The 21,489-nt window shown below is 63.2% G+C and carries 29 protein-coding genes, 1 tRNA gene and 1 pseudogene; 26 read left to right on the top strand and 5 right to left on the bottom strand.

Annotation, left to right across the window (positions count from 1 at the left end):
- The 14 genes from VNT00_RS00165 to tatC all read left to right on the top strand — a co-directional run.
- The coding region (locus VNT00_RS00165; RefSeq protein WP_325583268.1) for an ABC transporter permease at positions 1–402 on the top strand (402 nt) is incomplete at its 5' end.
- A 4-nt stretch (positions 403–406) separates the two neighbouring features.
- Positions 407–655 carry a BolA family protein gene (locus VNT00_RS00160; RefSeq protein WP_325583266.1) on the top strand — a complete coding sequence of 83 codons (249 nt, stop codon included), beginning with the start codon at positions 407–409 and terminating at the stop codon, positions 653–655.
- The gene (gene murA / locus VNT00_RS00155; RefSeq protein WP_325583264.1) at positions 648–1,913 is read left to right on the top strand and encodes a UDP-N-acetylglucosamine 1-carboxyvinyltransferase; all 1,266 of its coding nucleotides are present in this window, start codon (positions 648–650) and stop codon (positions 1,911–1,913) included. The genes VNT00_RS00160 and murA overlap by 8 nt, the downstream gene beginning before the upstream one ends.
- A complete protein-coding gene (hisG, locus tag VNT00_RS00150; protein ID WP_325583262.1) occupies positions 1,910–2,578 on the top strand; it encodes an ATP phosphoribosyltransferase in 669 nt (222 codons plus the stop codon). Before murA ends, hisG begins: the two co-directional genes overlap by 4 nt.
- 69 nt (positions 2,579–2,647) lie before the next feature.
- Complete coding sequence (hisD, locus tag VNT00_RS00145) at positions 2,648–3,955, top strand: histidinol dehydrogenase (protein WP_325583260.1); 1,308 nt, start codon at positions 2,648–2,650, stop codon at positions 3,953–3,955.
- A gap of 124 nt (positions 3,956–4,079) precedes the next feature.
- The gene (hisB, locus tag VNT00_RS00140; RefSeq protein ID WP_325583258.1) at positions 4,080–4,667 is read left to right on the top strand and encodes an imidazoleglycerol-phosphate dehydratase HisB; all 588 of its coding nucleotides are present in this window, start codon (positions 4,080–4,082) and stop codon (positions 4,665–4,667) included.
- 21 nt (positions 4,668–4,688) lie between these two features.
- Positions 4,689–5,342: an imidazole glycerol phosphate synthase subunit HisH gene (gene hisH, locus VNT00_RS00135; RefSeq protein WP_325583256.1), complete on the top strand. Its 654-nt coding sequence runs from the start codon at positions 4,689–4,691 to the stop codon at positions 5,340–5,342.
- Positions 5,343–5,389: 47 nt separating this feature from the next.
- The gene (hisA, locus tag VNT00_RS00130; RefSeq protein ID WP_325583254.1) at positions 5,390–6,139 is read left to right on the top strand and encodes a 1-(5-phosphoribosyl)-5-[(5-phosphoribosylamino)methylideneamino]imidazole-4-carboxamide isomerase; all 750 of its coding nucleotides are present in this window, start codon (positions 5,390–5,392) and stop codon (positions 6,137–6,139) included.
- Positions 6,136–6,936: an imidazole glycerol phosphate synthase subunit HisF gene (gene hisF / locus VNT00_RS00125; protein ID WP_325583252.1), complete on the top strand. Its 801-nt coding sequence runs from the start codon at positions 6,136–6,138 to the stop codon at positions 6,934–6,936. The genes hisA and hisF overlap by 4 nt, the downstream gene beginning before the upstream one ends.
- Positions 6,933–7,331: a phosphoribosyl-AMP cyclohydrolase gene (gene hisI, locus VNT00_RS00120; protein ID WP_325583250.1), complete on the top strand. Its 399-nt coding sequence runs from the start codon at positions 6,933–6,935 to the stop codon at positions 7,329–7,331. The genes hisF and hisI overlap by 4 nt, the downstream gene beginning before the upstream one ends.
- Positions 7,328–7,681 carry a phosphoribosyl-ATP diphosphatase gene (locus tag VNT00_RS00115; RefSeq protein ID WP_325583248.1) on the top strand — a complete coding sequence of 118 codons (354 nt, stop codon included), beginning with the start codon at positions 7,328–7,330 and terminating at the stop codon, positions 7,679–7,681. Before hisI ends, VNT00_RS00115 begins: the two co-directional genes overlap by 4 nt.
- A gap of 116 nt (positions 7,682–7,797) precedes the next feature.
- The gene (gene tatA / locus VNT00_RS00110) at positions 7,798–8,028 is read left to right on the top strand and encodes a Sec-independent protein translocase subunit TatA (protein WP_325583246.1); all 231 of its coding nucleotides are present in this window, start codon (positions 7,798–7,800) and stop codon (positions 8,026–8,028) included.
- 81 nt (positions 8,029–8,109) lie between these two features.
- Positions 8,110–8,628 (top strand): Sec-independent protein translocase protein TatB, encoded by a 519-nt coding sequence (gene tatB, locus VNT00_RS00105; protein ID WP_325583245.1) that lies wholly within the window; start codon positions 8,110–8,112, stop codon positions 8,626–8,628.
- Positions 8,625–9,431: a twin-arginine translocase subunit TatC gene (gene tatC, locus VNT00_RS00100; RefSeq protein ID WP_325583244.1), complete on the top strand. Its 807-nt coding sequence runs from the start codon at positions 8,625–8,627 to the stop codon at positions 9,429–9,431. Before tatB ends, tatC begins: the two co-directional genes overlap by 4 nt.
- A gap of 18 nt (positions 9,432–9,449) precedes the next feature.
- On the opposite strand, the gene VNT00_RS00095 is transcribed toward tatC, so the two are convergent.
- The gene (locus tag VNT00_RS00095; protein WP_325583243.1) at positions 9,450–10,589 is read right to left on the bottom strand and encodes a S1C family serine protease; all 1,140 of its coding nucleotides are present in this window, start codon (positions 10,587–10,589) and stop codon (positions 9,450–9,452) included.
- Between the two features lie 17 nt (positions 10,590–10,606).
- Between VNT00_RS00095 and VNT00_RS00090 the strand changes: the two genes are divergently transcribed.
- Complete coding sequence (locus VNT00_RS00090; RefSeq protein WP_325583242.1) at positions 10,607–11,383, top strand: Nif3-like dinuclear metal center hexameric protein; 777 nt, start codon at positions 10,607–10,609, stop codon at positions 11,381–11,383.
- A gap of 129 nt (positions 11,384–11,512) precedes the next feature.
- Here VNT00_RS00090 and mscL read toward each other — a convergent pair whose 3' ends face one another.
- Entirely contained in the window at positions 11,513–11,962 is a 450-nt protein-coding gene (gene mscL / locus VNT00_RS00085) for a large conductance mechanosensitive channel protein MscL (protein WP_325583241.1), read from the bottom strand.
- A 121-nt stretch (positions 11,963–12,083) separates the two neighbouring features.
- Between mscL and petA the strand changes: the two genes are divergently transcribed.
- The 8 genes from petA (at position 12,084) to VNT00_RS00045 (ending at position 17,265) form a co-directional block, all read left to right on the top strand.
- Entirely contained in the window at positions 12,084–12,728 is a 645-nt protein-coding gene (petA, locus tag VNT00_RS00080; RefSeq protein WP_325583240.1) for a ubiquinol-cytochrome c reductase iron-sulfur subunit, read from the top strand.
- Positions 12,729–12,793: 65 nt separating this feature from the next.
- Complete coding sequence (locus VNT00_RS00075) at positions 12,794–14,182, top strand: cytochrome b (RefSeq protein ID WP_325583239.1); 1,389 nt, start codon at positions 12,794–12,796, stop codon at positions 14,180–14,182.
- Between the two features lie 18 nt (positions 14,183–14,200).
- Entirely contained in the window at positions 14,201–15,055 is an 855-nt protein-coding gene (locus VNT00_RS00070) for a cytochrome c1 (protein ID WP_325583238.1), read from the top strand.
- Positions 15,056–15,195: 140 nt separating this feature from the next.
- Positions 15,196–15,804, top strand: a complete 609-nt coding sequence (locus VNT00_RS00065; protein ID WP_325583237.1) for a glutathione S-transferase N-terminal domain-containing protein — start codon at positions 15,196–15,198, stop codon at positions 15,802–15,804.
- Between the two features lie 55 nt (positions 15,805–15,859).
- Entirely contained in the window at positions 15,860–16,306 is a 447-nt protein-coding gene (locus VNT00_RS00060) for a ClpXP protease specificity-enhancing factor (protein ID WP_325583236.1), read from the top strand.
- A gap of 59 nt (positions 16,307–16,365) precedes the next feature.
- Positions 16,366–16,441, top strand: a tRNA-Thr gene (locus tag VNT00_RS00055).
- 177 nt (positions 16,442–16,618) lie between these two features.
- The gene (locus tag VNT00_RS00050) at positions 16,619–16,864 is read left to right on the top strand and encodes an AbrB/MazE/SpoVT family DNA-binding domain-containing protein (protein ID WP_325583235.1); all 246 of its coding nucleotides are present in this window, start codon (positions 16,619–16,621) and stop codon (positions 16,862–16,864) included.
- Positions 16,861–17,265, top strand: a complete 405-nt coding sequence (locus VNT00_RS00045; RefSeq protein ID WP_325583234.1) for a type II toxin-antitoxin system VapC family toxin — start codon at positions 16,861–16,863, stop codon at positions 17,263–17,265. The genes VNT00_RS00050 and VNT00_RS00045 overlap by 4 nt, the downstream gene beginning before the upstream one ends.
- 35 nt (positions 17,266–17,300) lie before the next feature.
- Here VNT00_RS00045 and VNT00_RS00040 read toward each other — a convergent pair whose 3' ends face one another.
- Both VNT00_RS00040 and VNT00_RS00035 read right to left on the bottom strand, forming a co-directional pair.
- On the bottom strand, positions 17,301–17,744 hold the full coding sequence (locus tag VNT00_RS00040; protein ID WP_325583233.1) for a type II toxin-antitoxin system VapC family toxin: 444 nt from the start codon (positions 17,742–17,744) through the stop codon (positions 17,301–17,303).
- Entirely contained in the window at positions 17,737–17,997 is a 261-nt protein-coding gene (locus VNT00_RS00035; RefSeq protein ID WP_325583232.1) for an AbrB/MazE/SpoVT family DNA-binding domain-containing protein, read from the bottom strand. Before VNT00_RS00035 ends, VNT00_RS00040 begins: the two co-directional genes overlap by 8 nt.
- A 203-nt stretch (positions 17,998–18,200) precedes the next feature.
- Here VNT00_RS00035 and VNT00_RS00030 point away from each other — a divergent pair, with 203 nt between their 5' ends.
- The 3 genes from VNT00_RS00030 (at position 18,201) to VNT00_RS00020 (ending at position 21,199) form a co-directional block, all read left to right on the top strand.
- On the top strand, positions 18,201–19,250 hold the full coding sequence (locus VNT00_RS00030) for an NADP(H)-dependent aldo-keto reductase (RefSeq protein ID WP_325583231.1): 1,050 nt from the start codon (positions 18,201–18,203) through the stop codon (positions 19,248–19,250).
- Positions 19,251–19,453: 203 nt separating this feature from the next.
- The gene (locus tag VNT00_RS00025) at positions 19,454–19,753 is read left to right on the top strand and encodes an I78 family peptidase inhibitor (protein WP_325583230.1); all 300 of its coding nucleotides are present in this window, start codon (positions 19,454–19,456) and stop codon (positions 19,751–19,753) included.
- Between the two features lie 87 nt (positions 19,754–19,840).
- Positions 19,841–21,199 (top strand): MBL fold metallo-hydrolase, encoded by a 1,359-nt coding sequence (locus tag VNT00_RS00020; RefSeq protein WP_325583229.1) that lies wholly within the window; start codon positions 19,841–19,843, stop codon positions 21,197–21,199.
- 52 nt (positions 21,200–21,251) lie between these two features.
- Here VNT00_RS00020 and VNT00_RS00015 read toward each other — a convergent pair.
- A pseudogene (locus tag VNT00_RS00015) lies at positions 21,252–21,489 on the bottom strand (microcin ABC transporter ATP-binding protein); the annotation flags it as partial.

Below are 21,489 nucleotides of genomic sequence, written 5' to 3'. Positions count from 1 at the left end.
GTGTGGGCCGTGGCGCTGTTCTTCGTGCCGCTTGCGCCCGCCCATCCGCAGTGGGTCCTGGTCTTTGCCGTGCTGGCCTGCGGCATCATGGGCGCGCTGGGCCTGATCGCGGGCCTGTGGTCCGAGAAATTCGACCAGCTCGCGGCCTTCCAGAACTTCCTGATCATGCCGGCCACCTTCCTGTCGGGCGTGTTCTATTCCATACACAGCCTGCCCCCGTTCTGGTTCGCCGTCTCGCGCTGGAACCCCATTTTCTACACCATAGACGGCTTCCGCTACGGCTTCTTCGGCGTCTCCGACGTCTCGCCCTGGCATAGCCTGGCCGTCGTGGCCGGCGTATTCGCCGTGCTGTGCATCCTCACCCAAAGGCTCCTGGCCTCGGGCTACAAACTACGGAACTGACCCCATGCTGCCAACTCCCGAACAAGTGCGCCAATACATCGCCGAAGCCCTGAACTGCGAACACATCGAGGTCCAGGGCGACGGTTCGCATTTCGAAGCCGTCATCGTCAGCCCCGCCTTCGAGGGCAAGCGCCTCATCGCGCGCCACCAACTGGTGTACTCCTCGCTGGGCGAACGCATGAAAAGCGAAATCCACGCGCTGTCGATGCGCACCCTGACTCCTGCCGAATACAAAGCCAATCCGAATGGATAAACTGCTTATCACGGGCGGCAACCGCCTGGACGGCGAGATCTCCGTCTCGGGCGCCAAGAACGCCGCGCTGCCCATCCTTTGCGCCAGCCTGCTCACGCCCGACACCATCGCGCTGAAAAACGTGCCCGCCCTCAAGGACATCGGCACCACGGTTCGCCTGCTGGGCCAGATGGGCGTGCGCATCACCCAAGAGGGCGACAACGCGCTCAGCCTCGCCGCCGGCGGCGTCCACAGCCTGGAAGCCCCCTACGACCTAGTCAAGACCATGCGCGCCTCGATCCTGGTGCTGGGCCCCTTGCTGGCGCGCTTCGGCCAGGCCAAGGTCAGCCTGCCGGGCGGCTGCGCCATAGGCCAGCGTCCCGTCGACCAGCACATCAAGGGGCTTGCCGCGCTGGGCGCGGAAATCAGCATCGAGCACGGCTTCGTCATCGCCAGGGCCAACCGGCTCAAGGGCGCGTCCATCCGCACCGACATGGTCACAGTGACCGGCACCGAGAACCTCATGATGGCGGCCGTGCTGGCCGAAGGCCAGACCGTGCTGGAAAACGCCGCGCGCGAACCCGAGGTCGCCGACCTGGCCGAGTTGCTCATCAAGATGGGCGCCCGCATCCAGGGCCACGGCACCGACCGCATCGTCATCGACGGCGTCGACAGCCTGCACGGCGCCGAACACACCATCGTGGCCGACCGCATCGAGGCCGGCACCTTCCTGTGCGCCGTCGGCGCGACGGGCGGCGACATCCTGCTGCGCAACGCCGCCCCCGACACCATGGGCGCCATCCTCGACAAGCTCCAGGAAGCCGGCATGGCCATCGAATGCGGCGCCGACTGGATACGCGGCTCGATGAGCCGGCGGCCCAAGGCCGTGGGCTTCCGCACCTACGAATACCCGGCCTTTCCCACCGACATGCAGGCCCAGGTCATGGCCCTGAACACCATCGCCGACGGCACGGCGGTCATCGTCGAGAACATCTTCGAGAACCGCTACATGCACGTGCAGGAACTGGGCCGCATGGGCGCCAAAATCGACATCGACGGCCACACCGCCGTGGTGACGGGCGTGCCGGCGCTCTCGGGCGCCACCGTCATGGCCACCGACCTGCGCGCCTCGGCCAGCCTGGTCATCGCCGGCCTGGCCGCCAGGGGCGAAACCACGGTCGAGCGCATCTACCACCTGGACCGGGGCTACGAACGCATGGAGCACAAGCTGCGCTCGGTCGGCGCCAATATCCAACGCATAGTACGAGAACAAGCATGAGCCTTGACAAGCCCCTGACCCTCGCCCTTTCCAAGGGACGGATTTTCGAGGAAACCCTGCCCCTGCTGGCCGCGGCCGGCGTGCACGTCACCGAAAACCCCGAGTCCTCGCGCAAGCTCATCCTGCCCACCAGCGATCCGGGCCTGCGCCTGATCATCGTGCGCGCCTCCGACGTGCCCACCTACGTGCAATACGGCGCCGCCGATTTCGGCATCGCCGGCAAGGACGTGCTGTTCGAGCACGCCGCCGAACACTCCGGCGGGCTGTACCAGCCCATCGACCTGAACATCGCCAAATGCCGCCTTTGCGTGGCGGTGCGCGAAGGCTTCGACTACCAGGCCGCCGTGCTGCAGGGCTCGCGCCTGCGGGTCGCCACCAAATACGTGCAGGCCGCGCGCGAGCACTTCGCCCGCAAGGGCGTCTATGTCGACCTCATCAAGCTGTACGGTTCCATGGAACTGGCGCCGCTGGTGGGGCTGGTCGACGCCATCGTCGACCTGGTGTCCACCGGCAACACGCTCAAGGCCAACCACCTCGTGGCTGTCGAAGACATCGTGCCGATCTCGTCGCGCCTCATCGTCAACCAGGCTTCCCTGAAAACCCGCTCCAAAGCCCTGCAGCCGCTGATCGACGCCTTCGCGCGCGCCTCGGCCCTCCAGGACTGATGGGTTGTTAAGGTATACACTCTTCATTTGATCGTCCTCGACAGATCCGCCTTCAGCTCCCGTTCGTTTATGCCCCTGATCAAACGCCTAGATTCCCGCTCCGACGATTTTGCGCAAACGCTGCGAACGCTGCTTGCCTTCGATGCCTCGCAAGACGAAGCCATCGAGCGCGTCAGCGCCGATGTCCTTAAAGACGTCCAGCACCGTGGCGATGCCGCCCTGCTCGAATACACCCAGCGCTTCGACCATGTGCAGGCGCAGTCCGTGGCCGAACTGGAAATCCCCAAGGCCGAATGGCAGGCCGCGCTGGCGGCCCTGCCCGCCGAGCAGCGCAGCGCGCTGGAAACCGCCGCCCGCAGGGTTCAGGCGTATCACGAACATCAACGCACCGAAACCTGGACCTACACCGAGCCCGACGGCACGGTGCTGGGCCAGAAAATCACGCCGCTCGACCGCGTCGGCCTGTACGTGCCGGGCGGCAAGGCAGCCTACCCCTCGTCGGTGCTCATGAACGCCATTCCCGCCAAGGTGGCCGGCGTTCCCGAGGTCGTCATGGTCACGCCGACGCCCAACGGCACGCGCAACCCCATCGTGCTGGCGGCCGCCGCCGTGGCGGGCGTGGATCGCGTCTGGGCCATCGGCGGCGCACAAGCCGTCGGCGCCCTGGCCTACGGCACGCAAACCATCGCCCCCGTCGATAAAATCGTCGGCCCCGGCAACGCCTACGTCGCCAGCGCCAAGCGCCGCGTCTACGGCACCGTGGGCATCGACATGATCGCCGGCCCCAGCGAGATCCTCATCATCGCCGACGGCACGACCCCGGCCGACTGGATCGCCATGGACCTGTTCTCGCAAGCCGAGCACGACGAGCTGGCCCAGGCCATTCTGCTGTGCCCCGACGCCGCCTACCTCGACCAGGTCCATGCCGCCATCGAGCGCCTGCTGCCCACCATGCCTCGCGTCGACATCCTGCGCAGCAGCCTGAGCAACCGCGGCGCCCTCATTCTGGTGCAAGACCTGGAGCAGGCCTGCGCCATCGCCAACGACATCGCCCCCGAGCACCTGGAAATCTCCACCCAGAATCCCGAACAGTGGGCCGAAAAAATCCGCCATGCAGGCGCCATCTTCATGGGGCGCTACAGCTCGGAATCGCTCGGCGACTATTGCGCCGGCCCCAACCACGTGCTGCCCACGGCGCGCACCGCGCGGTTTTCCTCGCCGCTGGGCGTGTATGATTTCCAAAAGCGCTCCAGCCTCATCAACGTTTCGCCGGCGGGCGCGCAAACCCTGGGGCGCACGGCCGCCATGCTCGCGCTGGGCGAAGGCCTGCAGGCGCACGCGGCCAGCGCCCAGTACCGCCTTACCGAGAAGCACTGAGCTCCGCACATTATCCGTACGGCCATCACTAACCAAGTTATCCGGAAAAAGCGACAACGCGGGGCTGCAGCACCGACAGCCCGGGCCGCTTTCCGGCACTGAACTAGATTACCGAGTCCTGACCATGCGCACCGCCGACATTACCCGCAACACCAACGAAACCCGCATCCGCGTCATCATCAACATCGACGGCACGGGCCGCCAGTCCATCAACACCGGGGTTCCCTTCCTCGACCACATGCTGGACCAGATCGCCCGCCACGGCCTCATCGACCTGGAAATCCAGTGCGACGGCGACACCCACATCGACGACCACCACACTGTGGAGGACGTGGGCATTACGCTGGGCCAGGCGTTCGCCGCCGCCGTGGGCGACAAAAAAGGCCTGCGCCGCTACGGGCACTCGTACGTGCCGCTGGACGAAGCCCTGTCGCGCGTGGTCGTCGACTTCTCGGGCCGTCCGGGGCTGGAATACCACATTCCGTTCACCCGCTCGCACATCGGGCGCTTCGACGTCGACCTCACGCGCGAATTCTTCCAGGGCTTCGTCAACCACGCCCTGATCACGCTGCACATCGACAACCTGCGCGGCGAAAACTCGCACCACCAGTGCGAAACCGTGTTCAAGGCTTTCGGCCGCGCCCTGCGCATGGCCATCGAACTCGATCCGCGCAGCGAAGGCGTCGTGCCATCGACCAAAGGCGTCCTCTAAACCCAACCGTTTTCCTGCATCGTGAATACTATCGCCATCGTTGACTACGGCATGGGCAACTTCCACTCGGTCGCCCGGGCCCTGCGCGCAGCCGCCCCCGACGCCGACGTGCGCGTCTGCAGCCAGGCCCATGAAATCCAGAACGCCTCGCGCGTGGTGTTTCCCGGCCAGGGCGCCATGCCGGACTGCATCCGCACCCTCGACGAATCGGGGCTGCGCGAGGCCGTGCTGGAAGCGGCCCGCAACAAACCCCTGCTGGGCGTCTGCGTGGGCGAGCAAATGCTTTTCTCGCGCAGCGAAGAAGGCGACACCCCCTGCCTGGGCATCTTTCCCGGGCTGGTCAAACGCTTCTCGGGGCCCCAGTACGCCTCGCCCGGCCACCCCAGGCACGACGAAGAACTGCTCAAGGTGCCGCACATGGGCTGGAACCGCGTGCAGCAGACCAGGCCCCATCCGCTTTGGGAAGGCATTGCCGACAACACCCACTTCTACTTCGTGCACAGCTACTATGCCCAGCCGGCCGATGCCGGCCTGACAGCCGGAACCACCCATTACGGAGTAAGCTTTACCTGTGCGGTCGCCGCCGGCAATATTTTTGCCGTGCAGTTCCACCCCGAGAAAAGCGCCGATGCCGGCCTGCGCCTGTACCGCAACTTCGTCGACTGGAACCCCTGACAGTTGCCTTAAACTTTTACTTTATCCTGCCTTTACGAACTTCGATCATGCTTCTCATTCCCGCTATCGACCTCAAAGACGGACAATGCGTACGCCTGCGCCAGGGCGACCTCGGCGACGCCACCATTTTCTCGGAAGATCCCGCCGCCATGGCCGCCCAGTGGCTCGAGCAAGGCGCCCGCCGCCTGCATCTGGTCGACCTGAACGGCGCGGTGGCCGGCACGCCCAAGAACCAGGCTGCCATCAAGTCCATCCTGGCAGCCATGGACGACCAGATTCCGGTGCAGATCGGCGGCGGCATCCGCGACCTGGACACCATCGAAAAATACCTGGACATCGGCCTTTCCTACGTCATCATCGGCACCGCGGCCGTCAAGGACCCCGGCTTCCTGCGCGATGCCTGCAGCGCCTTTCCCGGCAACATCATCGTGGGCCTGGACGCCCGCGACGGCAAGGTGGCCACCGACGGCTGGAGCAAGCTCACCCGCCACGACGTGCTGGACATCGCCCGCAAGTTCGAGGACTACGGCTGCGAGGCCATCGTCTACACCGACATCGGCCGCGACGGCATGCTGTCGGGCGTCAACATCGACGCCACGGTCAAGCTGGCCCAGCATGTCAACATTCCCATCATCGCCTCGGGCGGCGTCACCGACCTGTCCGACATCCGGGCCTTGTGCGAGGTCGAGGATGAAGGCGTCGAGGGCGCCATTCTCGGCCGCAGCATCTACGAAGGCACGCTGGATTTCGCCGCCGCCCAGGATCTGGCCGACGAGCTGGGCGCGGACGAAGCATGAACACCGCTGACGCGCTGAACGACACGGCGCTGACCCGGCGCATCATCCCCTGCCTGGACGTCACCGCCGGGCGGGTGGTCAAGGGCGTCAATTTCGTCGACCTCGTCGACGCCGGCGACCCGGTCGAAATCGCCCAGCGCTACAACGAGCAGGGCGCCGACGAGCTCACCTTCCTGGACATCACCGCCACCAGCGACAACCGCGACCTCATCCTGCCCATCATCGAAGCCGTGGCGTCGCAAATCTTCATCCCCCTGACCGTGGGCGGCGGCGTGCGGCAAGTGGCTGACATCCAGCGCCTGCTCAACGCCGGCGCCGACAAGGTGTCCATCAACAGCGCCGCCGTCGCCAACCCCGAGCTGGTCAAGGCGGCCGCCGACTATCACGGCTCGCAATGCATCGTGGTCGCCATCGACGCGCGGCGCACCTCGCAGCCCGGCGAGCCGGCCCAATGGGAAATCTTCACGCACGGCGGACGCAAGGCCACCGGCATCGATGCCGTGGCCTGGGCCCAGAAAATGGCCAGCTACGGCGCCGGCGAAATCCTGCTCACCTCCATGGACCGCGACGGCACCAAGGCCGGGTTCGACCTGGAGCTCACCCGCGCCGTGTCCGACGCGGTGCCGGTGCCGGTCATCGCCTCGGGCGGTGTCGGCAGCCTGCAGCACCTGGCCGACGGGGTTACCACCGGGCGGGCCAGCGCGGTGCTGGCCGCCAGCATCTTCCACTACGGCGAGCACACCGTGCGCCAGGCCAAGGAATTCATGAACCGACAAGGCATCAAGGTGCGACTATGACCACCGACTGGCTCAATGCCGTTACGTTCGACGACGCCGGGCTGGTTCCGGCCATCGCCCAGGACTTTCAAACCGGCCGCATTCTCATGGTGGCCTGGATGAACGCCGACGCACTGGCCGAAACCGCCGCCACGCGCCGCGCCGTCTACTGGTCGCGTTCGCGCGGCAAGCTGTGGCGCAAGGGCGAAGAGTCCGGCCACCAGCAAATCGTGCACGAAATCCGCCTCGACTGCGACGGCGACGTCATCCTGCTGACGGTGGAACAAAAAGGCGGCATTGCCTGTCATACAGGCAGGGAAAGCTGTTTTTTCCGGCGCCTCGAAGGCGAGGCCGGCCAGGATGGCTGGGTTACCACCGACCCCGTACTCAAAGACCCCAAGCTGATCTACAAATGACCGACTCCACGCACTCCGAAGCTGAAATCCTGTATCGGCTGGCCGATACGCTGGAATCGCGCCTGCCGCAAAACGGCGGCGACCCGGCCGCCTCGTACTCCGCCAAGCTGCTTGCCCGCGGCCCCGACGCCTTCCTGAAGAAAATCGGCGAAGAGGCCACCGAGCTCGTCATGGCCGCCAAGGACAACGCGCCGGACCGCATTGTCTACGAGATGGCCGATTTGTGGTTTCACAGCCTGGTCGCCCTGGCGCACTACGGCCTTCGCCCCGAAGACGTGCTGCGCGAACTGGCCCGCCGCGAAGGCACTTCCGGCCTGGCCGAAAAAGCCAGCCGCGGCGATTCCAAGTAGCACCCGGCGCGCGCGGCGCGAACACCCTGCACGATTCCCGCTGGTTGGGTAGAATGAGGGCCCTGGGACACAAGCGCGGCACAGCCGCTTAACACCGACAGAGTTGGGAGATAAAAATGGGTAGCTTGAGCATCTGGCACTGGCTGATCGTTCTGGTCATCGTGGCCCTTATTTTCGGCACGAAAAAATTGCGCAACATGGGCGAAGACCTGGGCGGGGCCGTCAAAGGCTTCAAGAAAGGCATGGCGGAAGCCAGCGGCGAAGCCAAAAAACCCGAGGCCGTCACCGAACGCGTCCAGGACAGCGACACCATCGACGTGGAAGCCAAAGAAAAGAAAGACGCCTGACGCCCCGCTGCGCCGCGCGCCCCCTGGTCGCCGCCTTTCCACCGGAACCCGGCGGTTCCCCACTCAAGAGCCCAGCTATCCATGTTCGATGTCAGCTTTAGCGAACTCATCCTGATCGGCGTCATCGCCCTGATCGTGATCGGTCCCGAGCGCCTGCCCACCGTCGCCCGAACTGTCGGCCACCTGCTGGGCCGGGCGCAGCGCTACGTCAACGACGTCAAGTCCGACATCCAGCGCGAGATGGAAAAAAACGATATCGGCGACCTGAAAAACCAGCTTGAAGACGCCGCCAAGTCGGTGAAGGACTCGGTGGCCGACGCCGGCAACAGCCTGCGCGAACCCATCACCGAGGCGCAAGATGCGCTAAAAAGCGCCAGCGAGGCGGTCAGCGCCAGCGCCAAGGCCCTGGCCGCTGAAACCCCCAGCCAGCCGGAAGCCGCCCAGGTAGCGGCTCCGCAATCCGCTCAGGCCGAAGCCATTGCCGCCGAAGCCACCGGTGCGGCCGCCATCGACCCGCATACGCTGCCCCTGCCCGGCTTCGACGAAGCGCGGGCGCCCGAAGCCAGCACAGGCAAACCCTCCACCGGAACACACTCGTGACGCAGGAAGACATCGGCCAGGGTCAGGACGACTCCCAGGAAACCTTCATCTCGCATCTCGTCGAACTGCGTTCGCGCCTGCTCAAGGCCGTCGTGGCCGTACTGGTCGTGTTCGCCGTGCTGTTCATCTATCCGGGCGCCTCCAAGATCTACGACTTCCTGGCCCAGCCCATGCTGGCTTCGCTGCCCACCGGCACGCGCATGATCGCCACGGGCGTCATCACGCCGTTCATGGTTCCCATCAAGGTCACCCTGATGGCCGCCTTCGTCATCTCCCTGCCGGTGGTGCTGTACCAGGCCTGGGCCTTTGTCGCGCCGGGCCTGTACACGCACGAACGGCGCCTGGCCCTGCCGCTCATCCTGTCCAGCACCCTGCTGTTCCTGCTGGGCATGGCGTTCTGCTACTTCGTGGTGTTCCGCACGGTCTTTCACTTCATCGCCACGTTCGCACCGCAATCCATTACCCCGGCGCCCGACATCGAAGCCTATCTCAGCTTCGTCATGACCATGTTCATTGCCTTCGGGGTCACCTTCGAGGTTCCGGTCATCGTGGTGCTGCTGGTCAAGACGGGCCTCGTCACCGTCGCCAAGCTCAAGTCGGTGCGCGGCTATGTCATCGTCGGGGCCTTCATCATCGCCGCCGTCGTCACGCCGCCCGATGTGCTCAGCCAATTCATGCTGGCCTTCCCCCTTTGCCTGCTGTTCGAACTGGGCGTCCTGGTGGCCAGCATGGTCTCCAGGAAATCCGCCAAGGCGGAATCGGCCGGCGAACTCACCGCCTCCGACACCTCGTCCGACAACTGATCCGCAGCGCCGGCCTGCTCAGCGGCGCCGCCCGCCCGGATGCGCCACGCGCGGGCGCACCCCCACCTTGGCCTGCAGGTGCAGCGGCTTGCCCGCGCGCAGTACGTCCACTTCAACATTGCTGCCCGGCTTCAGGGGCGCGATCTGGTTCAGGAAACCCAACGTATCTTCCACAGGCTGGCCGTTCAGCTTGACCACGATGTCGCCCACCCGCATGCCGCCGTTCCAGGCCGGCCCGTTGCGCAGCACATCGGCGATGATCACGCCCGACTCCCGGCCCAGGTTGAATGCCTTGGCCAGGTCGGGGGTGATGTCCTGCGGCTCGATGCCCAGCCATCCGCGTGTCACCGTCCCGGTGGCGATGATCTGCTCCATGATGGTGTGCGCCGTTTTGGCCGGGATGGCGAAGCCGATGCCCAGCGAGCCGCCCGACTCGGAATAAATGGCGGTATTGATGCCCACCAGCGTGCCCGACGAGTCGACCAGGGCCCCGCCGGAATTGCCCGGGTTGATGGCCGCATCGGTCTGGATGAAGTTTTCGTAGGTGTTGATGCCGAGCCGGTTGCGGCCCAGCGCCGACACGATGCCCTGGGTGGTGGTTTGCCCCACGCCGAACGGATTGCCGATGGCGAGCACCACGTCGCCCACCCTGGGCTCATGGCCCTCGCTGAAGGTGATGCTGGCCAGGTTGGGCAGCTTGATCTTGAGCACGGCCAGGTCGCTGTCGGGATCGGCGCCGATGAGCTCGGCCTTGGCCTGGCGTCCGTCGTTCAGCGCCACCTGGATGGCGTCCGCCGACTCGATGACGTGGTAGTTGGTCAAAATATAGCCGTCGCTGCGTACAATGACACCAGAACCCAGCGTGGTCGCCTTGCGGCGCTCGCTCAGGCCCGGGATGGCGCCGAAAAGGCGGGACAGCTCGGGATCGTTGAACAGGGGCACGAGAGGCTCGGTCACGTGCTTGGTGGTGTAGACATTGACCACGGCGGGCGCCGCGCGCGCCACGGCGTCGGCATACGACTGGATCGCGGGCGCGCCTTGCCTGGCCGGCGCCGCCCGCTCCGACCGCAGCCAGTCGGGGCGCAAGGTTGTCACGATGAACAGGATGCCCAGGCATACCGTCACGGTCTGGGCAAACAATAACCACAATCGACGCATAGGACTCACGGTAAAAAATGAATCAGGTTTCCACACACGACCTTTCCCGCTGGCTGGACGCCACGTTGCAGCCTCAGCGCTTTCGGGACTACTGTCCCAACGGGCTGCAGGTGGAGGGCAAGGACTCGATACGCCACATTATCACCGGAGTCACCGCGTCGCAGGCCCTGCTGGAGGCCGCCGCCGAACGCGGGGCCGACGCCGTCCTGGTGCATCACGGCTGGTTCTGGAAGAACGAAGACCCCTGCATACGCGGCCCGAAGCGCCGCCGCCTGGCGCTGGCCCTGGAAAACCAGCTTAATCTGTTCGCCTACCACCTGCCCCTGGACGCCCACCCGACCCTGGGCAACAACGCCCAGCTGGCGCGGGTGCTGGGCTTCGAACCCGACCGCGATGCCGATGGCAACCCCCTGACTTGCGGCCCCGACGGCCTGGTGTGGCTGGGCCGCAGCCGCGGCGCGAACAGCCTGGGAGAACTGGGCGCCCAAATTAACAATAGTTTACATCGGCAGCCCCTGGTTGTTGGGAATCCACAACAACCCGTCTCGCGCATCGCCTGGTGCACCGGCGGCGCGCAAAGCATGATGCAGGCCGCCGTGGACGCCGGCGCCGAGGTCTATATTACCGGCGAGGCCTCGGAACCCACCTTCCATCTGGCGCAAGAAACAGGCTGCGGCTTCATTGCCGCCGGCCACCACGCCACCGAGCGCTACGGCGTTCAGGCCTTGGGCCAGGCCATCGCGACCGAGTTCGGCATACGGGTCGAGTTCATCGATCTGGACAACCCCATTTAGGATTCCGCCGCTTCCTGGCTCATGGCGCCGCCATGAGCCAAGAGCCGTCAAGAATCCTCCCTGTCGCAGCGGGCCTTCGCCCCGAACCTTACCACCGTCCCGGCTCCCGGCGCGCTGGATGCGGGCCATTCACTTCTTGAGCAGGTCGCGGATTTCTCGCAGCAGCAGCACGTCGTCGGGCGTGGGGGCGGGCTCGGCCGCCGCTTCCTTGACCATCCGGCTGCGCGCCTTGTTGGCCGCCTTGACCAGGCAGAACACCACCAGAGCCAGCAGGATGAAATTGATGAGGATGGTCACGAAGTTGCCCCACCCCAGCACGTTGGCGCCCGCCTTGACCATGGCATCGTAAGTGCGCGGTCCGGCATAGTTGACAGGTTCCTTGAGCACCCAGAACAAATTGGTAAAATCCACCTGCCCGCCAAGAATGAAGCTGATAAAAGGCATGATCACATCCTTGACCAGCGAATCGATGATCTTGCCGAATGCGGCGCCGATGATCACGCCGACCGCCAGGTCTATCATGTTGCCCTTGACCGCGAACTCCTGGAATTCGCTGAGGAAACCTTTCACTTTGCTCATGTGTTTGTCCTTTGTCATTCACCCAACAGCGGGCTAACGCTATAATACGCGGTTAGAAGAAGATTCAATACACTAAAAACATTGAATGTCATGCCCTAAAAGGCATCAACAAGGATACAGAATGAGTCAGGATAATTCACCGATCGATGGCGCAGCTTCGGTTGATCCCAACCAGCCACCCGATCCCTCGCGTCGCACCTGGGTTGCTACCGCCTGTGCCCTGGGCGGTGTGGCTGGCGTAGCCACAGCAGTCCCCTTTGTGGGCTCTTTCGCCCCTTCGGAAAAAGCGCGCGCGGCTGGTGCTCCCGTCGAAGTCGACATCAGCTCCATTCCTCCTGGCCAAATGATCACCGTCGAGTGGCGCGGCAAGCCCGTCTGGATCGTGCACCGCACGAAGGCCCAGCTCGAAGGCATCAAGCACGACGACGCCCTCGTCGCCGACCCCAACTCCGACCGTCCCGGCTTCACTCCTTCCTTCGCCAAAAACGAATACCGCTCGCGCAAACCCGAATACCTGGTGGTAGTGGGCATCTGCACGCACCTGGGCTGTTCGCCCACCCCGCACCTGGCGGCCGTCGACGGCCCCGGCCTGCCCTCCCCCTGGGAAGGCGGCTTTCTTTGCCCATGCCATGGCTCCATCTTCGACCTGGCCGGCCGCGTCTATAAGAACAAGCCCGCGCCCGACAACCTCGAAGTTCCGCCTTACGCATTTTCTTCCGACGGCACCCGCATCACCATCGGCGTCGACGAAGTCAACAAGGCCTAAGTACCCATACACCACATCCACACGCGTCACAAACAGAACGCAGACAGAATAAAGGAACCGTTTCCATGGCTGGCGAGAAAACCGTCGAAACGACAGGACTTTTGGGATGGATCGACAAGCGCTTCCCGCTTACGACCCTCTTCAAAGAGCACATGTCGGAATATTACGCACCCAAGAATTTCAACTTCTGGTATTTCTTTGGCTCATTGGCGCTGCTGGTACTCGTCATCCAGATCGTGACCGGCATCTTCCTGGTCATGAACTACAAGCCCGACGGCAACCTGGCTTTCGGCTCGGTCGAATTCATCATGCGCGAAGTGCCTTGGGGCTGGCTGATCCGCTACATGCACTCCACCGGCGCCTCCATGTTCTTCGTGGTGGTCTACCTGCACATGCTGCGCGGCCTGTTCTATGGTTCGTACCGCAAGCCCCGCGAACTGGTGTGGATCTTCGGCATGGCCATCTTCCTCTGTCTCATGGGCGAAGCCTTCATGGGCTACCTGCTGCCTTGGGGCCAAATGTCGTACTGGGGCGCCCAGGTCATCGTCAACCTGTTCTCGGCCATTCCTTTCATCGGGCCTGAGCTCTCGCTGTGGATCCGCGGCGACTACGTCGTGTCCGACGCCACCCTGAACCGCTTCTTCGCCTTCCACGTCATCGCCATTCCGCTGATCCTCATCGGCCTGGTCGTGGCTCACATCATCGCCCTGCACGAAGTGGGTTCCAACAACCCGGACGGCGTCGAAATCAAGGCCGGCCCCAAAGACGCCAACGGCCACCCCGTCGACGGCATCCCCTTCCACCCCTACTACTCGGTGCACGACATCATGGGCGTGGCCGGCTTCCTCATCGTCTTCGCCGCCATCGTCTTCTTCGGCCCCGAAATGGGCGGGTACTTCCTCGAATACAACAACTTCATCCCCGCCGATTCGCTCAAGACGCCGCCGCACATCGCCCCGGTCTGGTACTTCACGCCGTTCTATTCCATGCTGCGTGCCATCACGGCCGACTTCACCTGGGTTCTGGCGGCCTGCTCCATACTGGGCGCCATCGCCCTGTTCATCAAGGGCAATCTGAAGGGCGCGTGGCGCATCATCGTGCCCGTCATCCTCATCCTGGTGGCGATCTTCATGCGCACCCTGGACGCCAAGTTCTGGGGCGTGGTCGCCATGGGCGGTTCGGTGGTCATCCTGTTCTTCCTGCCATGGCTCGACCACTCGCCGGTGCGCTCCATCCGCTACCGCCCCACCTGGCACAAGTTCCTGTACGCCATCTTCATCGTCGTCTTCCTCATTCTGGGCTTCCTGGGCACTCAGCCCCCCAACCCGACCTTCAACCTGATGAGCCAGATCGGCACCCTGATCTACTTCGGCTTCTTCCTGTTGATGCCCGTCTGGAGCCGCCTGGGCACTTTCAAGCCAGTGCCCGACCGGATTACGTTTCACGCCCACTAAGCCCACAAGACACACGGAATGATCATGATCAAAAAGCTGCTTGGTGCCTTTGCGTTAGCTCTTACCTGCTCGGCCGCCCTGGCGTCCGAAGGCGGGGTGAAGCTCGACGCGGCCCCGTACCGAATCAACAACATGGCGTCCCTGCAAAACGGCGCCAAGCTGTTCGTCAACTACTGCCTCAGCTGCCATAGCGCCAATTCCATGCGCTACAACCGGCTTACCGACATCGGCCTCACCGAAGACGAAATCAAAAAGAACCTGCTGTTCACGGCCGACAAAGTCGGCAGCCTCATGACCATCGCCATGCGCAAAGAGGACAGCAAGAAATGGTTCGGCGCCACGCCGCCCGACCTGTCGGTCATCGCCCGCGCCAAGTCCACCAATTTCGGTCCTTCGGGCGTCGATTACATCTACACGTTCCTGCGCTCGTTCTACCGCGACACCAACAAGAAAACCGGCTGGGACAACGCCGTATTCCCCAGCGTGGCCATGCCCAATGTATTGTGGCAGCTGCAGGGGCCCCGTACGTACAATCACGTAACCATCGCCGAAACCGAAAAGCCCGACGGCAAAACGGTCTGGACCCGCACCAGCACCGATTTCGACGTCAACGGCTTCTCGCAATCCAAGAGCGAAGAGCTGCAAAACTACCACGGCCACGCCGTCAATCATTCCACGTTCAAGCCGGTCGATGCGGCCCAGACGGCGGAATACGACAACAACGTCGCCGACCTCAGCAACTTCCTGGGCTGGATGTCCGAACCCGCGCAGCTGCTGCGCAAGAAAATCGGCTTTTGGGTGCTGCTGTTCCTGGGCCTGTTCCTTGTCGTGGCGTGGCGTCTCAATGCCGCATTCTGGAAAGACGTCAAGTAAAGTAAACTGTTGCGATAACCGGCAGCCTTGGTCACACTGGGCGCCGATCAGGAAATAGGCGTAGGATGTACGCCTATTTCCCTTTTCCGAGCAAGGTTTTGTTTGCTCGCGTTTTCATTATTCAGATGGGAAACCTCGCCATGATGGTGCTCTACTCCGGAACAACCTGCCCTTTTTCGCAACGCTGCCGTTTCGTGTTGTTCGAAAAAGGCATGGACTTCGAAATCCGCGATATCGATCTCTACAACAAGCCCGAAGACATTGCCGTCATGAACCCGTACGGCCAGGTGCCCATCCTGGTCGAGCGTGACCTCATCCTGTACGAATCCAACATCATCAACGAATACATCGACGAGCGCTTCCCGCATCCGCAGCTCATGCCGGCCGATCCCGTCATGCGGGCCCGCACGCGCCTGTTCCTGTACAACTTCGAGAAAGAGCTCTTCGTCCACGTGTCGATGCTCGAAAACCGCAACAACCCGGACGAAAAAGCGCTCGAGAACGCCCGCCAGAACATCCGCGACCGCCTGTCGCAGCTGGCCCCCTTGCTCATCAAGAACAAGTACATGCTGGGCGACGAGTTCTCCATGCTGGACGTGGCCGTCGCGCCGCTGCTATGGCGCCTGGACCACTACGGCATCGAGCTGCCCAAGAACGCCGCGCCCATCCAGAAATACGCCGAGCGCATTTTCTCCCGGCCGGCCTACATCGAAGCGCTGACTCCGTCCGAAAAGGTCATGCGCCGCTAAGCAGTCAAACCCCTAGACAAAAGGCCGCCCAGCCGGCGGCCTTCATTTTCCGCCGATGTCAGCTGAATCCTCGACCAAGCCCTACCTGATCCGCGCCCTGCACGAATGGTGCACCGATAACGGCTACACGCCGCACATCGTGGTCACCGTCGACGCCAATACGGTAGTGCCCAAGGCTCACATCCACGAAGGGCAAATCACCCTCAACATCGGCACGCTGGCCACCAACCGCCTCATCCTCGGCAACGACTACATCGAATTCCAGGCCCGCTTCAGCGGCGTCACCGAGCACATCTACGTGCCGGTGGCCGCCGTATCGGCCATCTACGCGCGCGAAACCGGCGCCGGCATGGGCTTCGAAGTCCACGAATCCAGCGCCTATCCAGGCAGCGAAAGCCAGGCCGAGCCTTCCACCGAAAAGCCCTCCGGCAAGCCCGGCAGCGACGGCCCCGAGCCCCCCGACGACGACCCCAAGCGCCCCCGCCTGACCATCGTCAAATAAGGCGCACGCCGCAGCCCGCCTATGCGGCGCACAGAAAAACCTAGTAGAATAACGCCTTTGCCGGCTTAGCTCAGTTGGTAGAGCAGCGCACTTGTAATGCGAAGGTCGAGGGTTCAACTCCTTTAGCCGGCACCAGATTCATGCGGGTACATACGCCAATCCTCCGGGATTGGCGTTTTGCTTTTCCGGCCTGCTTCAAAATAAGAATGGAACGCTGCGTCAGCGGCCGGCGGGCACCTTGCCAAATTGACCATGGGCTCATGTCGTATTACGATAACCAGAAACGTAATACCATCATTCTTGAGGCCCATCATGACGGAAGCCACCACTCTGACAGCCAAAGGGCAAGTGACTGTACCCAAAGAGATACGACAAAGTATGGGTCTGAAGCCCGGCGACAAAATCACGTTTTCTCTGCTCAGCGACGGGACATTGGTCGTGCGTCCCAAACTGCGGCGCGTGACGGACCTGGCCGGGTTGCTGCATCAGCCAGGCAGAAAGCCCGTACCTCTCCAGGACATGGCCGTTGATCTGTCGGCCGATGACACCGCCTCATGAGCATCGCCATCGATACGAACGTGCTCGTCCGGCTCTTGACCTGTGACGATGAGGCCCAGTGCGCGGCGGCGGTTCGGATCGTGCAAGCTGCCGCGGAAGATGGCACGCCAGCGCTGATTTCGTCGGGCGTGCTATTGGAGACGGAATGGGTTCTGCGCAGCCGCTACAAGCTTTTGCCAGCACAAATCCAGCAGGCCTTCAATGCGATCCTGGAGACACACGAACTCATCCTGCAAGAGCCAGCCACCGTGGAAGAGGCTCTCAGCCTATGGCGCAACTGGCCTGGTTCCGACTTCGCTGACTGCATGCATGTTGCCAACGCAGCTCAGCATGCGCGCACTTTGGTCACGTTCGATCAAGGTGCGGCACGGCTACCAGGCGCGGCAATCATACCCCTTTGAGCAGAACACGCCCGCTCAATACAGTTCATCGCACTTCAAATGTTCTCGCTGGGGCCGATACAATACAAGCGCTGGAAATAAGTACGATACGGTTTCACATCGCGGCTGAGCACACTTAAATTGGAAACCGCCGCATGAGCGCCAATGTAGAAATCCGGCAACGGCACATGGCGCGCCCCGCCACCATGGCGGTATGCACGAAAAGCGCGTGCCGCAAGTGCCGCACATGCCCAAGGCAACTGGCTACGCAGTGTATCGTAGACATCAAGCATCGCATTCAGTGCATCAACATCCGAACCGGGAATAAGCAACTCGGTGTAAATCACCAGATTGACGTGTAGAGGCGCTTGCTCGCTGCAACGCTGAAGCTGATCCACAGACCATTCGTGCCACGGGCTGTCTGGATCCATGCAATCAATCCAGATATTGGTATCAACCAGAAAACCAGCCGAACCATCGTACTGGGATAGATCAAGCATGGTCGTCGTCGGGGCGCAAAAACGCCATAATGTCTTCACTGCTCATCTGCCTGAATGATTCATCCAGACTCTTGCGCACTCTGGCTGCGGCGTCACGCAATGCTTTACGCCGATCCTCCGTCCCCGTGCCGGCTTTGCGGATAATTATCTTTCCGCCCTCCAGCGAAAAAGACACCTGGCTGCCTGGCAGAATACCGGCGGCATCACGCAGGCGCTTGGGAATGGTGACTTGCCCTTTTTCAGTGACTTGCATGGCCAGGCTCCGATAAAGTAAGAATTCCTAGTTGGAATCTTACTTATACCTGGAGACGAACGCAACACTGCGCGCGACAAAAGCTGTTTGGTTTCAGCCGACAAACGCCACCCATGGACGCGGCCAGCGGCGGTGTTAACATCGGCTTCATCACCGGCGTGCCAGGCGGCATTGCCGGCAACTCTTCAACCGGAGCGCCAATCTTGAAATACCGCAAACTCGGCCACGCTGGCCCCGAGGTCAGCCTCATCGGCCTAGGCACCATGACCTGGGGCGAACAGAACACCGAATCCGACGCGCACGAGCAGCTCGACTACGCCTTGTCGCGCGGCGTGAACCTGGTGGACGCCGCCGAAATGTACCCGGTGCCGCCCAAGCCCGAAACCCAGGGCCGCACCGAAACGTATATCGGCACATGGCTGGCCAAGACAGGCCGGCGCAAGGACATCGTGCTGACCAGCAAGGTCTCGGGCCCCGCCACCGACCCCAAGCGCCCAAGCCATATCCGCACCGGCCAGACGCATCTTGACCGCAAGAACATGACCGAGGCGCTGGACGCCAGCCTCAAGCGCCTGCAAACCGATTATCTCGACCTGTACCAGCTGCATTGGCCGGATCGCACCACCACCACGTTCGGCCGTCCTGCCTACCCTTGGCAGGACGACGCCTACACCGTGCCCATCGAGGAAACCCTGGAGGTGCTGCAGGACTTCGTCAAGGCCGGCAAAGTGCGCCAGATAGGTGTTTCCAACGAAACGCCCTGGGGGGTGGCGCAATACCTGAAGCTTGCCGAAACGCGCAATCTGCCGCGCATCGCCTCAATTCAAAACCCCTACAGCCTGCTGAACCGCAGCTACGAGAACGGCCTGTCGGAATTCAGTCATCTGGAAGGCGTGGGGCTGCTGGCGTATTCGCCGTTGGGCATGGGGGTGCTGGCCGGCAAGTACCTGAACGGGGCACGCCCCGAAGGCGCACGCATGACGCTGTTCACGCGCTTCGACCGCTACACCAAGCCCCAGGCCGAGCTCGCCACGGCCGAGTACGTGCAACTGGCCCGCGACTCGGGCTTGTCGCCCGCGACCATGGCGCTGGCGTTCGTGAACCAGCGGCCTTTCGTCATCAGCAACCTTATGGGCGCAACCCGCCTCGAGCAACTGAAGGAAAACATCGACAGCGTCGAAGTCACGCTGTCGCAAGACGTGCTGGACGCCATCCAGGCCATCCATCTGCGCTATTCGAATCCTTCGCCTTGACGAGCTGTCACAACCCCTCCGGCCCTCAACGGCCCCGGTCGTTTCGCGCAGGCCCAGGCGGACGCTACGGCCGGGCCTTGGCCGGGGATCCGCGGCGGAAGCCGCAAGAACTGTGGCACGGGATGTAGTTTGTTTTTCGCGGCTCGTGGCAAAATAAGCGGAAGCACCCCAACCCACCCGGTGCCGTACTCAAGGAGACAGCCATGATCCGTACCGCTGCGACCCTCTCGCTCCTGGCCACCTTGGCCGCGTGCACCAGCATCGAACAGCCTGCGCCGCCAGCGCAACCCTTCGACCCGGGCATTTGCAACGCGGATCGCATCAGCCCCATACCGGGCCATCATATTTCCCCCGAGATTGAACAGCGGGCGCGGCAGCTCAGCGGCGCCCGGGAAGTCCGCGTTCTGCGGCCCGGCCAGGCCATCACGCGCGAATACCGCTCGGAACGCCTGAACCTGCAACTCAACTCCTTCGACGTCGTCGTGCGCGCCTACTGCGGCTAGAGCCTGTCAGCACTTACCAATCGCGCCGCCAAACTCCCCCCCAAGCGTGTCTATTCCTCGGGCCAGCCAAGATTGCAAGGACGCATCATGTTGACACTGACTTCCCTCGGCGGAGCCGGCACCGTCACCGGATCCAAACACCTGCTCACGCTCGGTGAGCGGCGCATCATGGTGGACTGTGGCCTGTTCCAGGGGCTGAAGAACCTGCGGGAGCAAAACTGGGATCCCTTGCCGATCCCTCCTCAGGACATCGACGCGGTTGTGCTGACCCATGCCCACCTGGATCACTCCGGTTACCTTCCCCGCCTGATTCGCGAGGGATTCCGCGGACCGATCTTCAGCACGACCGGCACCCGAGACGTCGCCAGACTGATCCTGCTCGACAGCGCCCACCTCCAGGAAAAAGACGCCGAATACGCCAACCGCAAGGGCTTTTCCAAACACCGGCCCGCCCTGCCCTTGTACAACGTCCAGGATGCCGAACGCGCGATGCAGGCATTCCGGCCGATCGCCTTCAGCACGGTGGCGAAGCTGCCGGGCGACGCCGAATTGACGCTGCGCCACGCCGGCCACATTCTGGGCGCCGCCACGGCGGACATCAGTTGGGGAGGCCGACGCATTGTGTTTTCGGGGGATCTGGGCCGCTACGGGGATCCGGTGATGCCCGATCCTGAACCCGTTCCCTTGGCCGACCATATCGTCATCGAGTCCACCTACGGCAACCGCAGCCACGATCTGACCGACCCCGTACAACAGCTCGATGCCGTCATCGAAAGAACCGTCAAACGCGGCGGCACCGTGGTCATTCCCGCTTTCGCGGTAGGGCGCGCGCAATCGCTGCTGTACTTCCTCAACCAGCTCAAGCAGTCGGGGCGGCTGCCCTCCATCCCCGTATATCTGGACAGCCCCATGGCGATCAGCGCCAGCACCCTGCTGCCAGCCCACATGTCGGAACACCGCCTGACACCCGAGATTTGCCGCCAAATCGAACACATGGTCATCGTCTCCCCCGAAGTCGAAGACTCCAAGGCCATCACGGCCAGCCCCTATCCCAAGATCGTAATTTCGGCCAGCGGCATGGCCACCGGCGGCCGCGTGCTGCACCACCTGGCGGCCTTCGCGCCCGACCATCGCAACACCATCCTCTTTTCGGGCTTCCAGGCCGCGGGCACCCGCGGCCGCGCCATGCTGGAGGGAGCCAGAGAAATCCGGATTCATGGCCAATGGGTTCCCGTGCGTGCCGAAGTCGCCGAACTGCCATCGCTCTCGGCGCACGCGGACGCCAACGAATTGATGCGTTGGCTCGGCGGCTTCCAGAAGGCGCCGGACCGGGTGTTCGTCGTTCACGGCGAACCCCAGGCCTCGGACACGCTGCGCATGCGCATCGGCAAGGAGCTGGGCTGGCAAGCCACCGTGCCGATGCAATATCAGCAATTCAGACTGTAAGCCTGTCCGGGCCGATGGGCGCAAGCGCCCGCCTGTCGTGGATGGAATTTCGCTAAGCCGTGCCGCCGAACGAGAACCCCTGGCCAGGCGCCGCCGCCAGCAGGGTCTTGGTGTAGGCATGCCGAGGCGCAAAGAAGACGTCCTTGATCTCGCCCTGCTCGACCACCTCGCCCTGGCTCATGACGATGACGCGGTCGCAGATCTGGCTGGCGACGCGCAAATCGTGGGTAATGAACAAGATGCCGATGGACAGGCGCTGCTGGATATCGGCCAGCAGGTCCAGGATCTGC

Source organism: Eoetvoesiella sp. (genome assembly GCF_035555955.1).
Lineage (GTDB): Bacteria > Pseudomonadota > Gammaproteobacteria > Burkholderiales > Burkholderiaceae_B > Eoetvoesia.
Note: the sequence above shows the minus strand (reverse complement) of the source record. Positions and strands in the feature narration are given on the sequence as shown.